We start from the raw sequence: 13667 nt of genomic DNA, 5'->3' as shown, positions 1-13667 counted from the left end.
GACCGTGTGCGAAGCCTTGCACACGGCTCTGACAATCGGCCGGGCCGTCACTGTTCCCGCCGGCCCGCCGGCCTGCTCGTCCGCCCGTCAGTGCTCCCAGCGGAGCGCCAGCAGCGCCGCGTCGTCCGTCAGCCCGGCGTCGCCGACCCAGCCGTCGACGTCCGCGAGCAGGTCCTCCAGCAGGTCCGCCGGGCTCCCCGCGGGCAGCTCCGGCAGCCGCTCCTCCAGCGGGTAGAACCGCCCCTCGGCGTTGCGGGCCTCGGTGATGCCGTCGGTGTACAGGAGCAGCAGGTCCCCCGGCAGCGGCTCGAAGCGGCCCGTCGGATACCCGTCACCGGTCAGCCCCAGCAGCCCGAGCGGCGGCGCGGCGTACGGCGGCGTCAGCGCGTGCACCCGGCCCGCGCGGCGCAGCAGCGGGGGCGGGTGCCCGCAGTTGACCACGCCGACCGGCCCCCGCTCCGCGGGCACGGTCAGCAGCAGCGCGGTGGCGAAGCGCCCCTCGCCCGGTCGGGCGGCGAGCGCCGCGTCCAGCCGCTCGGCCAGCCGCCCGAGATCGGGCTCCGTCCGGGCCGCCTCGCGGAACACCCCCAGCACGTCCGCCGCCGTCTCCACCGCCGGCAGCCCGTGCCCCTGCACGTCCCCGAGTAGGATCCGGGCGCCGTAGCGGGTGTCGACCACCGCGTACAGGTCCCCGCCGATGCGTGCCTCGGCCGCCGCCGCGACGTAGCGCACCGCGGTGCGCAGCCGCCCGATCCGTTCCGGCGGCGGTCGCAGCAGGGCCCGCTGCGCCGCCTCGGCGACCGTCCGGACGTGGAACAGCTCCCGCTCCCGGGCCGAGACCAGGACGACGTTGGCGGCGCTGGCCAGGGTCGCCGCGAGCACCGTGATCAGCGCGGTGATGTGCACCTCGGCCGGCAGTTCGGTGTTGGTGGTCTCCAGCAGCCCGACCGCCACGACGGCGATGCCCCCGGCGGCCAGCGGCACCCGGGCGCTGCGGGTGGTCGCCCCGGCCAGGACCGGCGCGACGGCCAGTACGGGGGAGAGGGTCGTCCCCGGCCCGGTCACCAGGTCGGCCACCACGGCGGCGACCAGCAGCCCGAAGGCGCCGACCAGCAGCATCCGGGTGCGCCGCGGCAGGTGCAGCGGCGGCACACCGCCCGGGCCGTCTGCGCTCACACGTCCTCCCGGCTGCTCCCGGCGGATTGGCGACCTACCGTCCACTGTGCTCCGCACTCCCCGTGAGCGGCACCTCGGGGACCTCGGCCGAGGCCGCCCCAGCGGGCGGACTACGCTGGCCGGGAGATGAGACGCAAGAGCCGCCGCCCGGCCTCCCCCCTTCCGCAGCGCCACGGTGTGGACCCGGTGCACCTGCGGCTGCCGCCCGAGGGCCCCTGGCCGACCGTCCGCGCCTACCTGGTCGAGCGGCTGCCGGCCGTGGGCGCCGCGCGGATCGACGCGGCGTTGAGCGGCCGCGAGATCGTCGGCGAGCACGGCCCGGTCGCCCCGGACGAGCCGTTCCGGCCCGGCGCGCACCTGTGGTTCTACCGGGACCTCCCCGAGGAGGTCCACGTCCCGTTCGAACTGGAGGTGCTGCACCGCGACGAACACCTGGTCGTCGTCGACAAGCCGCACTTCCTGGCCACCACCCCGCGCGGCCGGCACGTCGTCGAGACGGCGCTGTCCCGGCTGCGGCACAGTCTCGACCTGCCCGCCCTCAGCCCCGCGCACCGGCTCGACCGGCTCACCGCGGGCCTGGCCATGTTCGTGGTGCGGCCCGAGGAGCGCGGTGCCTACCAGACGCTGTTCAGCGACCGGCTGGTGCGCAAGGAGTACCAGGCGATCGCCCCGTACGACCCGGCGCTGGACCTGCCGCGCACCGTGCGCAGCCACATCCTCAAGGAGCGCGGGGTGATCGCGGCCCGGGAGCTCGACGCGCCGCCGAACAGCGAGAGCCGGATCGACCTGCTGGAACGCCGCGACGGCCTGGCCCGCTACCGGCTGCGGCCGCTGAGCGGGCGCACCCACCAGCTGCGGCTGCACATGTGCGGCCTCGGCGTGCCGATCCTCGGCGACCCGGTGTATCCGGTGGTGCTGCCCGAACCGGCCCCGGACGACTTCCGCCGCCCGCTCCAACTCCTCGCCTCGGTCGTCGAGTTCACCGACCCGCTGACCGGCCGGGAGCACCGCTTCGACACCCGTCGCACCCTCGCCGCCTGGACGGACCCGCAAGCCTGGGCCGCCGGCCCCGGTCCGGCGACCCAGGTGCCGTAGGCCCAACGGACGACCGGGTCCCGGTTCCGGTGGCCGATCCGCCGCCGCCCCCTGCGGGGCGAGGGTGGGGGCATGAACGCAGCACAGCACACCGCCCCCGCCCCCGTCGCCGTGGTCACCGGCGCCTCCCGGGGGCTCGGCCTGGCGCTCGCCCGGGCCCTCGCCGCCGACGGCTGGCAGCTGGTGATCAGCGCCCGCGGCGCGGCCGGACTCGCCGCCGCCGAGGCGGCCCTGGCCGCCGTCACCAAGGTCGTCGCCCTCCCCGGTTCCATCGTCGACGACGACCACCGCGCCCACCTGACCGCGGCCGCCGACGGGCTCGGCGGCGCGAGCCTGCTGGTCAACAACGCCGGTACGCTCAACGGCGCCACCGCGCCCGGCGCCGAACCGCTGCCCCGGCTGGCCGACTTCCCGCTGCCGGACCTGCTGGAGACCTTCGAGGTCAACGTGCTCGCCCCGATCGCCCTCACCCAGCTCGTCCTGCCGCAGCTGCGCGCCCACGCCGGGGCCGTGCTCAACATCAGTTCGGACGCCGCCGTCGTGCCCTATCTCGGCTGGGGCGGCTACGGCGCCAGCAAGGCGGCGCTCGACCTCGCCACCGCCGTACTCGCCCGCGAGGAGCCGGAGTTGCGGGTGTGGGCGGTGGACCCGGGAAGCATGCGCACCGGGATGTTGCAGGAGGCCAGCCCCGGTGAGGACATCTCCGGCGAGCCGCTGCCCGAGGAGGTGGTGCCGGTCCTGCTCGGACTGCTGCACGACCGCGCCCCCTCCGGCCGCTACCGCGCCGAGGACCTGAGGGCCGCGGCCCGGGGTGGGCGATGACCGGACTGGCGGACCTCGGCCTCGACGTCGCCGTGCCGCCCGAACTCTCCGCCCGGGCACCGGCGGAGGCGCGCGGCGGGGCGCGGGACGGCGTGCGGATGCTGGTCGGCCGGCGCGACCGGGGGAGCGTCGAGCACCACCGCTTCACCGAGCTGCCCGGGGTGCTGCGCGCGGGTGACCTGCTGGTGGTCAACAACTCGGCCACCCTGCCGGCCGCACTGCCCGGCCGGCTGCCCGACGGTACGGCGGTCGCGCTGCACCTGTCCTCCGCCCAGCCCGACCAACGTGGCTCCTACCTGGTGGAGTTGCGGCGGGTGGTGTCGGGTGCGGCGGCCGCCTGCTACCCGCCGGCCGACTCCCCGGCCCGGCCTGGTCTGCGGGTGGCGCTGCCCGCCGGCGGCGCGGCCGAGCTGGTCGCACCGTTCACCGCCCGGCTCTGGTACGCCCGACTGACCTTTCCAGCAGGGCTGTTGTCGTACCTGGAGGCGCACTGCAAGGCGATCCGGTACGGCTACGTGGACCGCGACTGGCCGATCGAGGCCTACCAGACGGTCTTCGCGACCGCCCCCGGCAGCAGCGAGATGCCCAGCGCCGCAAGGCCGTTCAGCGCGGAGGTGGTGGCCCGGCTGGCGGGTCGCGGGGTGCTGGTCGCGCCGGTCACACTGCACACCGGGGTGGCCTCGCCGGAGGCGCACGAGGCGCCGTACGCCGAGCGGTTCCACGTCCCGGCGGCCACCGCCCGCCTGGTCGGCCATGTGCGGGCCGGCGGCGGGCGGGTGATCGCCGTCGGCACCACGGTGGTGCGCGCCCTGGAGTCGGCCGCCGCGCCGGACGGCACCGTCCAGGAGGCGGACGGCTGGACGGAGTTGGTGATCACCCCGGAGCGCGGGGTGCGCGCGGTCGACGGCCTGCTCACCGGCTGGCACGAGCCCCGCGCCTCGCACCTGCTGATGCTGGCCGCCGTCGCCGGGCGGCCCCTGCTCGCCGAGTGCTACCGGGCTGCCGTCCAGCACCGTTACCTCTGGCACGAGTTCGGCGACGTGAACCTGCTCCTGCCGGACTGAGCCCGCGGGCCGTGCCTCCTGGTCGCGGGCCGAACCGCCCGGTCGCAGGCCGTGCCACCCGGTCGCGGGCCCGGATCGCCCGGTCGCGGGCCGGATCACTCGGACGGGCTGCCCGGGGGCAGTTCCAGCTCGAACCAGACCACCTTGCCGTCCCCGGTGCGGCGGCTGCCCCAGCGGTGCGCGAGCTCGTTGACCAGGTGGATGCCGCGCCCGCCCTCGTCCTCGGCGCGGGCGCGCCGGATCCGGGGCGTCTCGCTCTCCTGGTCGGCGACCTCGACGGTGAGCGCCCGGTTGCAGAACAGCCGCAGCTGGGTGGGGGATCCGGCGTGCACCAGGGCGTTGGTGATCAGCTCGCTGGTGAGCAGTTCGGCCCAGTCGGCGAGCGCTTCGAGGCCCCAGGCGGCCAGCGTCTCGCGGGTGAAGCGGCGCGAGTGGGCGACCATCGCGCGGTCGCCGGTGAGCGGCAGGCTGGCGATCCGGTCCGCGCCGACCGGCCGGACCTGCGCCATGATGACGGCGATGTCGTCCTCGCTGGTGGGGCCGGTGAGTTCGGCCAGGACGGCGTCGCAGGTCTGCTCCAGCGAGCGGCGCCGGTCGGCGACCGTCCGGCAGAGCAACTGCAGTCCCTCGTCGATGTCGTGGCCCCGGCGCTCGACCAGCCCGTCGGTGTAGAGCACCAGGATGGCCTCCTCGGGGAGGGTGAACTCCACGCTCTCGAACGGGACTCCGCCGACGCCGAGCGGTGCGCCGGGCGGCAGTTCGACCAGGTGCGCCCGCCCCTGCGGATCGGCGACGACGGGCGGCAGGTGGCCGGCGCAGGCGGCGGTGCAGTGGCGGTCCACCGGGTCGTACACCACACAGACGCAGGTGGCGAACTGGCCCTCGCCGAGGGCGCTGGAGGCCTCGTCCAGCCGGTGCAGGACACGCTCCGGACTCAGGTCCAGGGTGATCAACGTCCGGGCTACGGTGCGCAGTTGGCCCATGGTGGCGGCGGCCCGGATGCCGTGGCCCATCACGTCGCCGACGATCAGCGCGACCCGCCCCGAGGAGAGCGGCACGACGTCGAACCAGTCGCCGCCGACCTCGCTGACCACGCTGCTGGGCAGGTAGCGGTAGGCGAGGTCCAGGCCGAGCGTGCGGTGGATCTCCTGCGGCAGCAGGCTGCGCTGGAGGGTGAGCGCGGTGTCCCGCTCGCGCCGGTAGAGCCGGCCGTTGTCGATCGCGAGGGCGGTGCGCGCGGCGAGTTCCTCGGCCAGTGAGCGGTCCTCCGGGCCGAACGGCTCCGGGTTGCGGGTGCGGACGAACTCCGCGCCGCCCAGTACGAGTCCGCGCGCCACCAGCGGCACCATCAGGTACGAGTGCACCCCGGCGGCCAGCCCCGGCTGGACCCGGTCGGGTGAGGCGGCGATCCGACGCATCTCCTCCTCGGTCACCTCGGAGACCAGGATCGAGCGCCGGGTGCGCAGGCTCTGCGCGTACAGCTGGGCGGACTGCGAGGTCTCGCCGACCTGGTCGGAGGCCGCCGTCATGGTGCCGTCCTGAGCCGTCTCGCCGACCGCCACCGCCCGCATCAGTATCGACTCGTTATCCGGGACGGGGCCGGGCTCCTCACCGCCGAGCACCGCGTCGCGCAGGTCCACGGTGACGAAGTCGGCGAAGCGCGGGATCACCACCTCCACCAACTCCTGGGCGGTGCGGTGCAGATCGAGGGTGGTGCCGATCCGGGTGCTGGCCTCGTTGAGCAGTGACAGCCGCTGCTGCGCGGCCCGGGCCGCGTCCAGCGCCCGCTGCCGGGCGGCGGCCGCGTCCCGCTCGCGGGTGAACAGCAGTGCGTTGTCGATCGACACGGCGGCCCGCACCGCCAACTCGCCGGCCAGCGCCATGTCGTCCTCCTCGTACGGGCGCTCCACCAGGGTGCGGTAGAAGCCCGCGACGCCGACCGCGGTGCCGCGCGCGATCAGCGGGACGACCATGAAGGAGTGGACGTTCTGCTCCCGCACCGCCGCGGCGCGCACCGGGTCGTCGGCGAACCAGGCCAGCCCCTCCGCGTCCATCCGCGGCACCAGGACCGGCTTGCGGTGTGCCAGGCTCCACGCGTACGGCGTGCCGGGTGCGAAGCGGTGCACCCCGCCGAGCCGGGCGACCGGCCGCAATGTCGAGCCGGGCACCGAGTGGAAGGCCATCCGCCGCAGCAGCGCCGAACCGTCCTCCGGGGCGCGGGCCTCGCGCTCGCCGCGGACCAGTTCCTCCAGCACCTCCACCACCACGGAGTCGGCCAGCCTGGGCGTCGCCACCTCGGCCAACTCCTGTGCGGTCTGGGCGAGATCGAGGGTGGTGCCGATCCGGGCGGAGGCCACGTTGACCAGCGCCAGCCGCTCCTGGGCGGCCTTCGCCTCGCGCAGCGCCTGCTGCCGGGCCAGGACGGTCTGGTGCTGGCGCAGGTACAGCCGGGCGTTGTCGATCGCGACGGCGGCCCGCGAGGCCAGCTCGTCGCCGAGGGTGATGTCGGCCTCGGCGAACGACTCCCGGTCGCCGCGCCGCGAGTACACCACCATGCCGAGCGTGGTGCCGCGCGCGACCAGCGGGGTGATCCGCACCGAGCGCGGCCGGTCGCCGAGGTAGGCCCGGCGGTGGCTCTCGGTGATGGCCTCGCTCAGCAGCGGCAGCTCCCAGGACGGCACCACCACCGTCCGCCCGGTGGCCAGCGCCCGGGCGTACGGCGAGTCCGGGGTCAGCTCGTACAGCGATTCCACCGGCAGTGACTCGGCCGGGTACAGCGGGTCGGTGGTGGCCAGGGCCAGCCGGCGGACCAGCTGCGGCGCGTCCGGGTCGGGCGGTTCGACGTTCCGCCCGGCCACCAGCACCTCCAGCGCGAACACCCCGCTGATGTCGGCGACCCTGGGCACCATCGTGTCGGCCAGCTCCCGGGCGGTCTGCCGCAGGTCGAGCGTGGTGCCGATGGAGGCGGTCGCGTCGACCAGCAGGGCCAGCCGCTCCTGGGCGCGCGCCGCCCGGGCCTCGGCGCGGAACCGCTCGGTGACGTCGATGACGGTGGAACTCACGCCGAGCACCCGGCCGCCGGGTTCCTCCAGCCGGAAGTACGAGGCGGACCACGCGTGGTCGCGCTGCGGGTCGCCCGGGGTGCGGCCGTGCGAGCGGGTGTCCACCACCGGTTCGCCGCTCTCCAGCACCCGCCGCATCACCGCCTCGGCCTCGGCGCCGTTGATCCCGGGCAGCACCTCGGTGAGCCGGTGGCCGAGCTGCTCCTCGACGGGCAGGCCGTTGGCCCGGGCCAGCGCCTCGTTCAGCCGGACGAACCGCAGCTCGGGGTCGAAGACGCCCATGCCCACGGGGGACTGGGTGAAGAAGCCGTCGAGCACCGCCAGGTCCGCCTGGATCCGGCGCAGCGTGGTCACGTCGGAGGCGACGGCCAGCACCAGCGTGCGGCCGTCCGGCCCGGTGATCGGATGGGTGCGGAACTCCAGGTTCACCAGGTGCCCGTCCCGGTGCCGGACCGGGAACACGCCGGACCAGGGCCGGCCGTTCAGGATCTGCTGGAACAGCTCCAGCACCTCGGGCCGCTGCTCCTCGGAGGTCAGCAACTTGGCGGCCCTGGCCCCGACCGCCTGCCCCGGGGAGTAGCCGAGCAGTGCCTCCGCGTCGCCGCTCCAGTGCAGGATCCGGCCGTCGGCCTCGATCAGCGCCGTCGCGATCGGCACCATCAGCAGGGCGTCCTGTTGCGGCTCGCCCTGGTGGTGCTCGTTGTCGTTCACCATGGCCAGAGAACCGTCCGGAGATCGTCCCCACCAGCCCTGCCATCTTCGCACGCGGCCCCGGCGGGCCGCTCACCGTAGCGGGCTCACCGGTGCGGCAGCGGGCGCTCCGGGAAGGGCTCGCCGGGCTTCGGCGCCTCGGACTTCGGCGGTGCGGGCGGCCAGGGCGAGCAGCGCGCCGACGAGGCACAGGGCGGCGGCGACCAGGACGGCCCGGTCGGTGCCCGCCGCCAGGGCGCGGGCGGCGGCCTCCCGGCCGGGGCCGCCCGGTCGGGCCGAGCCCGCGACGGCCACGGTGACCGCGACGCCGAGCGCCGAGCCCAGGTACCGGGAGGTGTTGTTGGCACCCGAGCCCATGGCCGCCCGGTGCGCCGGGACGCTGCTGACGGCCAGCCGGGCCAGCGCCGCGTTGAGCACCCCGCTGCCGACGCCCGCCACCGCCAGACCCGGCGCCAGCCGCAGCCAGCCGGAGCCGGGCGCCAGCCCGTACAGGCCCGCCTCGCCGAGGCCGCAGACCGCGAGTCCGACGGCGACCTGCGCGGTGGCCGACAGGTGCGCCGCCAGCCGCCGCGCCTGGAGCGCGGACAGCACCGACAGGCCCGACCAGAGCGCCAGCACCCCGCCCGCGGCCAGGCCGGACAGGCCCAGGACGCCCTGGAGCAGGGTCGGCAGGTAGCTCATGAAGCCGACCAGCGAGAGCCCGGTGAACAGCGCCCCGACGGTGGCGGCGACGAAGCCGGGGCTGCGGAACAGTGCGAGGTCCAGCATCGGCTCCCGGGTCTTCGCCTCGACCAGCCCGAACAGCGCCAGCAGCAGCACGCCGAGGGCCAGCAGCGCGACGACCACCGGCCGCCCCCAGCCGCCGCGCCCCTCGGCCAGCCCGGCGATCAGGCAGGACGTCCCGGCGGCCAGCGTCAGCACCCCGTACGGATCGAGGGCGCGTGGCCGTTCGGCCCGGGACTCGGTGAGGACGGTGGCCGCGTACGCCGCCACGGCGGCCGAGACGATCGCGATCCCGCCGCTGACCGCGCGCCAGCCGGCCCACTGCCCGACCAGCGCGCCGTACACCGGGCCGACGGCGATGCCGAGGCCGACGGCGGCGCCCCAGACCCCGAGGGCCCGGATCCGGCCCGGTCCGGGCGGGTGGGCGTGGCTGATCAGGCCGAGCGCGGGTGCCAGGACGGCGGCCGAGGCGACGCCGAGCAGCACCCGGGCGGCCAGGTAGACGGCGCCGCCGGGGGCCAGCGCGGCCAGCGCCTCGGCGGCCGCGAACAGCAGCACGCCGAAGGTGAAGACCCGCTTGCGGCCGTGGTCGTCGGCGGCGCTTCCGGCGGTGAGCAGCAGGGCGGAGATGCCGACCAGGGTGCCGGTGAGGATCCAGGTCCGGCCGGTGGCCCCGAGGTGCGCGGCCTGGGCGGTGGCGGCGAGCGAGGCGGTGGGGGCGGTGTAGGCGACGGTGACCAGCGCGGTTGCGGCCGCGGTGGCGGCCAGGGTGGCGCGGGGCCGGGCGGGCGCGGTGACGGGCACGGTGACGGGGGAGGAGCCGGGGGAGGAGCCGGGTGGTGCGGGGGACATGGGGTGTTCCCTCCGGAGCGCGGACCTTAGGTCTGGTGAATGAACCTTCGTCTCGGTCGGCACGCTACCACCATTGGTCTGTTCATTGAACCCTCTGTCCGGGTGGACTAGGCTGACCCGCATGGCGCTGGGAACCGACTACGAACAGCAGGACTGCGCACTGGCCCGCGCCCTGGAGGTGGTCGGCGAACGCTGGAGCCTGCTGATCCTCCGCGACGCCTTCTACGGGGTGCAGCGCTTCAACGACTTCCTCGCCCACCTCGGCATCCCCCGCGCCGTCCTCACCGCCCGCCTCAACGCCCTGGTCGCGGCCGGGGTGCTGCGCAAGGAGCCGTACCAGCAGGCGCCGCTGCGCCACGGCTACCTGCTCACCGGGACCGGCCTCGAACTGTGGGGGCCGCTCTACCAGTTGAGCCGCTGGGGCGGCCGCCACGCGACCGCGGGCGGCCCGCACCACCTGTTCGCGCACGCCGTCTGCGGCACCGACCTGGACGTCGTCGGCGTCTGCCCGCGGTGCGGCGGCGCACCCGTCCCGCCGGCCGAGATCGCGATGCGCCCCAACCCCGCCCGCGGCGGCACGCACCGGGACGACCCGGTCTCCCGCTCCCTGGTCCGCCCGCACCGGCTGCTCGAACCGATCGCCTCGGCGGCGGCCGCGTAGCGGTCGGCGGTCGGCGGTCGGCAAAAGGCAAAAGGCAAAAGGCAAAAGGCGAACGGCAAAAGGCGAACGGCGAACGGCTGGCGACAGACGGCGGCGCGGCCGCCGGCAGGCTGCCGACGGCCGCGCCCACCACGTCCCGGTTACGGCTGGAACGTCACCTCCGGATTGGCGGCGGTCGGCCCGTCGAGGAGCGGCTGCTGCACGCCCTTCAGCTGGAGGTCGAAGAAGGCCGCCACGTACGAGCGGGTGAGCTCCACGCCCCGCTCGCCCGACATCGTGGTGCCGGGAGGCTGGGGCAGGTTGAGCTTCTCGAAGAACAGCGGGAAGTCGGTGAAGGTGCCGTGGTTGGAGCCGGCGAAGGTCAACCAGCGCTTCCAGCCGTCGAGGTGCGGCCAGCTCTCCGTCCAACTGCTGTCCTCGGCGCCGTCGGGCAGCGGGTGGCCGATCATCAGGAAGGGCTTGCCGCCGATCCCGGAGGCGGGGACGGTGACGTCCATGGTGCCGTCCAGGTCCACCCCGGCCCGGATCCGGTCGTCGGTGAGCAGGGACGGGACGGTCGAGGCGCCGCCGGCCGAGTGCCCGGCCATCCCGATCCGGTCGCGGTCGATCATGCGGGCGTAGCGCCACGCCGGGTGGGGGCGGGCGGTCAGCTGGTCGAGGACGAAGGAGACGTCCTTCGCCCGGCTGTTGTCCACGGCCGCCCAGGACTCCGGGGTCGTCAGCTTGTTGCACAGCAGGCACGGGAGGGTCTGCCCGTCGGGGAACGTCGTCCCGGTGTTCTCGTAGGTGTGGTCGATCAGCGCGACGACGTACCCGCGGCTGGTCAGGTCCTCGGCGAGGCCGCTCAGCGAGGCCCGCGGCATGGTGAAGCCCGGCGACAGCACCACCAGCGGGAAGTGGCCGCCCTGCGGGCGCGCGTCGGACTTCGCCCAGGTCCGGGTGCCGGTGACCGTCTCGGTCGGGATGGTGTTGCCCGGGAGCTTCCCGTCCAGCAGCATCCGGGCGGCCGCAGGGGTCATGTACGGGGCCGCGCTGCCCGTCCCGGCCTTCGCGGGGTAGTACATCGACACCATCAGCTGGCGCGGACCGGCGGAGGGGACCCACGGATCCGGGCGGTCCTGGTCCACCAGGTGCAGGATCTCCTGCCCGACCGCGTACGGGCCGGTCGGGCGCGGCAGGTCGACGTGGACGGCGGCGGGGGCGGAGACGTTCGTCGGGGAGGCGGGAGCGGCCAGGGCCGGCACGGCGGCGGCGACGGACAGCGGCAGGGTGAGCAGCAGGGCCGCCGCGGCGGCGGTGGCGCGAAGTCGGTTCATGTGAGGGACGGTAGGCCGGGGGAGCGGAAGTTGACGTCCCCTCAGCGGCGTACAGATCCCTTCCGGGAGGTGCGGGCGGGGACCCTTAGGGGTCGGCCGGACGGACGCCGGCCGGACCGGACCGGGGGGGGTCCTTTGAGGAGCCGAACTCGCCGCTGAGCAGCGAGTCCGGGAGTCCAGCCCCCGGGACCGTTCGCTGGTCAGAGGCTCCGGGCCCGGACCTCCTCGACGAAGGCCGCCGCCGCACCGGCGTTCGGCACCGGGAGGGTGAGCGGCAGGCCGGCCGAGTGCGTCCGGATCTCCAGCTCCCCGAGATCCGAGGCCCGCGCGGACTGCACCTCCGCCCACCGGAACGCCTCCGTCGCGGCGAGCGGATGCGGCGGCCGGTGCACCAGCCCGCCGGCCGTCAGCGTCAGCCGCCCCCGGGCGAACCGGACGCCGCCCTCCGTGCGCAGCGCCTCGTGCAGCGCGGCCCGGAGGGTCGGGCGGAGCCGCTCGTCGAGCTCCCGGAACAGCTCGTCCAGCCGCCGCAGCTGCGCCAGTGCCAGCGGTTCGTCCGCGCCGACCAGCCAGATCCGGCCCTGCTCGCCCACCCCGTGCCGCCCGCCGGGGGAGTACTCGGTGGCCTCCACCGCACTCCACGGCAGGGGCCGCTCCGCGCCGTCCGCCCCGACCAGCACCAGCCCGCGCTCGTGCACCCGGACGGCCCGCAGGCCCGGTGCCGGCCGCAGCCGCCCGTACCCGCTCGCGGCCGTGATCGCCGCCGCGGCCACCATGGGCGCGGGCCACCACTCCCCGCTCGCCAGCCAGGCCGCCCCGGCGACGGCGGCCGCCGCCGCGTCCAGCCAGGCCCGCGTCCGCCACGGCAGCGGCCGGAACCGCCGGTACACCCGCACCGCCCGGCCGAGCCGCCCGTCGCCGCCCGCGACCGACCGAGCCCGCGACAAGGGCCACACCACCGCCACCTCGGCCACCTCCCGCTGAGCGAACACCACAACCGGAACCACGACTGTCAGATCCTCAGCATCGACCGACCGCCGCGCCCTCGAACAGGGCCAATTCGTACCTCTTGGCCCTGAAACGAACTCACCCCATCCTCCACCTCACTCCGCCGACGGCCGCACCCGGTCCTCCACTCGACCCGGCCTGCCGCTCGATCGGACCCGCCGCCTCAGCTCGTCGTCGCGTACTCGTTCTGCAGCGTGCGCAGCAGGGCCGTCCCGGCCGGATCGGCGGAGCGACGGGTGTTGACCAGCACCGCCACCCCCACCTGCTTCTCCGGATCGAAGGCCACGAAGGAGCGGAACCCGCCCGTGCCGCCGTTGTGCCAGATCTGCAGGTGGCCGCCCTGCTGGGTGTGCAGGCGGTGGCCGAGCCACCCCAGGTGCATCCAGGCGAACGGGTTGACCCGGTGCCGGGCCGCCCGGGTGAGGGTGATCGCGGGCGCCAGCGGCGCGTCCGGCTCGCGGTCGGCGGCCAGCTGGGCCCGCAGGAGTATCGCCAGGTCGGAGGCGGTCGACCGGAGCCCGCCCATACCGGGGACGTCCGCGAAGTCCCAGTACGGCACGGGCCGCCCGCCGGAGGTGTGCCCGTGCGCCAGCCGCCCGGACTGCTCCCGGCCCGAGCGCACGTGGGTGTCCACCAGTCCCAGCGGCTCGCATATCTCACGCGCCACCAGCTCCTCGTAGCCGGTGCCGGCCCGGTGGGCGAGGGCCAGGCCGAGCAGCCCGGCGCCGAGGTTGGAGTAGCGGAAGCCACGCCCGGGTCTGGCCCGCAGTCTCGTCCTGGCCAGCCCGGCGAGGACGTACTCGGTGCTGCAACGGGCGTACGGATCGGGCTTGTTGGGATTGAGCAGTGCCGTCGCCAGCAGGCCCCGGGGCAGCCGGGGGAGCCCGGAGGTGTGGGTGGCGAGGTGCCGCAGGGTGATCGGCTGCCCGCCCCTGGCCGGGACGGCGACACCGCCGGGCCGTACGTCGGCGAGCACGTCGGCGAGCGGTTCGTCGAGCCCGGTGGCGGCCCCGCCGGATTCGGCGAGCACCAGCCGCGCGAGGACGAGCGAGGTGAACACCTTGGTGACGGAACCGACTTCGAACAGGGTGTGCGGCCCGGGCACGGCGCCGCCCGGACCGGTCCGCCCGGCGCCGCGGATCTCCGCGGCGACGCCAGCCCGCCTGGAGACCACCGC

Annotated in this window: 10 protein-coding genes; 4 read left to right on the top strand and 6 right to left on the bottom strand. The window is 75.5% G+C overall.

Annotated elements, in window-relative coordinates; all coding sequences use genetic code 11:
- Nucleotides 1-87 precede the first annotated feature (87 nt).
- Nucleotides 88-1176 (bottom strand): PP2C family protein-serine/threonine phosphatase, encoded by a 1089-nt coding sequence (locus ACFVX9_RS25635; RefSeq protein WP_380483933.1) that lies wholly within the window; start codon nt 1174-1176, stop codon nt 88-90.
- A 126-nt stretch (nt 1177-1302) separates the two neighbouring features.
- On the opposite strand from ACFVX9_RS25635, the gene ACFVX9_RS25630 reads away from it, so the two are divergent.
- From ACFVX9_RS25630 to ACFVX9_RS25620, 3 genes are all read left to right on the top strand, one after another.
- Nucleotides 1303-2271: a pseudouridine synthase gene (locus tag ACFVX9_RS25630; RefSeq protein WP_387983632.1), complete on the top strand. Its 969-nt coding sequence runs from the start codon at nt 1303-1305 to the stop codon at nt 2269-2271.
- Between the two features lie 72 nt (nt 2272-2343).
- On the top strand, nt 2344-3093 hold the full coding sequence (locus tag ACFVX9_RS25625) for an SDR family NAD(P)-dependent oxidoreductase (protein ID WP_380376551.1): 750 nt from the start codon (nt 2344-2346) through the stop codon (nt 3091-3093).
- Nucleotides 3090-4157, top strand: a complete 1068-nt coding sequence (locus ACFVX9_RS25620; protein WP_380424040.1) for an S-adenosylmethionine:tRNA ribosyltransferase-isomerase — start codon at nt 3090-3092, stop codon at nt 4155-4157. The genes ACFVX9_RS25625 and ACFVX9_RS25620 overlap by 4 nt, the downstream gene beginning before the upstream one ends.
- A 95-nt stretch (nt 4158-4252) precedes the next feature.
- On the opposite strand, the gene ACFVX9_RS25615 is transcribed toward ACFVX9_RS25620, so the two are convergent.
- The gene (locus ACFVX9_RS25615; protein WP_387983629.1) at nt 4253-7933 is read right to left on the bottom strand and encodes a SpoIIE family protein phosphatase; all 3681 of its coding nucleotides are present in this window, start codon (nt 7931-7933) and stop codon (nt 4253-4255) included.
- Between the two features lie 69 nt (nt 7934-8002).
- Nucleotides 8003-9505: an MFS transporter gene (locus tag ACFVX9_RS25610; RefSeq protein ID WP_380376545.1), complete on the bottom strand. Its 1503-nt coding sequence runs from the start codon at nt 9503-9505 to the stop codon at nt 8003-8005.
- Between the two features lie 121 nt (nt 9506-9626).
- On the opposite strand from ACFVX9_RS25610, the gene ACFVX9_RS25605 reads away from it, so the two are divergent.
- Entirely contained in the window at nt 9627-10166 is a 540-nt protein-coding gene (locus ACFVX9_RS25605; protein WP_380557848.1) for a winged helix-turn-helix transcriptional regulator, read from the top strand.
- 140 nt (nt 10167-10306) lie between these two features.
- Here ACFVX9_RS25605 and ACFVX9_RS25600 read toward each other — a convergent pair whose 3' ends face one another.
- The 3 genes from ACFVX9_RS25600 to ACFVX9_RS25590 all read right to left on the bottom strand — a co-directional run.
- Nucleotides 10307-11482, bottom strand: a complete 1176-nt coding sequence (locus ACFVX9_RS25600) for an alpha/beta hydrolase family protein (RefSeq protein WP_387983628.1) — start codon at nt 11480-11482, stop codon at nt 10307-10309.
- A gap of 200 nt (nt 11483-11682) precedes the next feature.
- Nucleotides 11683-12489: a hypothetical protein gene (locus ACFVX9_RS25595; protein ID WP_380376537.1), complete on the bottom strand. Its 807-nt coding sequence runs from the start codon at nt 12487-12489 to the stop codon at nt 11683-11685.
- 164 nt (nt 12490-12653) lie between these two features.
- A partial coding sequence (locus tag ACFVX9_RS25590; RefSeq protein ID WP_387983626.1) for a serine hydrolase domain-containing protein occupies nt 12654-13667 on the bottom strand: 1014 nt, incomplete at its 5' end.

The sequence above is a fragment of the Kitasatospora sp. NPDC058243 genome (assembly GCF_042882025.1).
Lineage (GTDB): Bacteria > Actinomycetota > Actinomycetes > Streptomycetales > Streptomycetaceae > Kitasatospora.
This window is presented reverse-complemented; position numbering and strand designations above follow the sequence as displayed.